The following is a 719-nucleotide window of genomic DNA, read 5'->3' on the forward strand; positions in this document are numbered from 1 at the left end:
TGAATTTCCCTCATCCCCTAACCCCTTCTCCCAAACCGGGAGAAGGGGGACAAGAAACTCTTACTCCCCTCTCCTCCTCTGGGAGAGGGGCTGGGGGTGAGGGCAAATACTGGGAAGTTCCCCCTGCCCTGAAAAAGAAAATGACTGAAGTTGCCCGTCAATTTCGCAAAGAACCCACTCCCAGTGAACATATCCTTTGGCAAGGCCTGCGTGGACGCAAACTAGAAGGACGGAAATTTAGACGACAACAGCCGATTGGAGTCTTCATTGTTGATTTCTTCTGTGGTGCAGAACGGCTAATTGTGGAAGTCGATGGGGGTATTCATAAATCGCAGCAAGAGGCAGACCAACAACGACAGGAATTGCTGGAGTCATTAGGCTTGAGGGTAATTCGCTTATCTAGTGAGTTAGTTGAAACGAATTTAGATGAGGCATTAGCTGTTATCCGTCAAGCGTTTGGCCCTCATCCCCTAACCCCTTCTCCCAAACCGGGAGAAGGGGGACAAGAAACTCTTACTCCCCTCTCCTCCTCTGGGAGAGGGGCTGGGGGTGAGGGCGAGATGAATTTCTCTCATCCCCTAACCCCTTCTGTCCAACCGGGAGAAGGGGGACAAGAAACTCTTACTCCCCTCTCCTCCTCTGGGAGAGGGGCTGGGGGTGAGGGCGAGATGAATTTCTCTCATCCCCTAACCCCTTCTGTCCAACCGGGAGAAGGGGGA

General features: G+C 52.6%; 1 protein-coding gene. It reads left to right on the plus strand.

Going from position 1 to position 719, the window contains the following annotated elements; translation table 11 throughout:
• Positions 1-719: endonuclease domain-containing protein (locus P5683_RS25480; protein ID WP_315669515.1), on the plus strand; the 719-nt coding region annotated here is incomplete at both ends.

Source organism: Limnospira sp. PMC 1279.21 (assembly GCF_032349615.1).
Classification (GTDB): Bacteria; Cyanobacteriota; Cyanobacteriia; order Cyanobacteriales; family Microcoleaceae; genus Limnospira; species Limnospira fusiformis.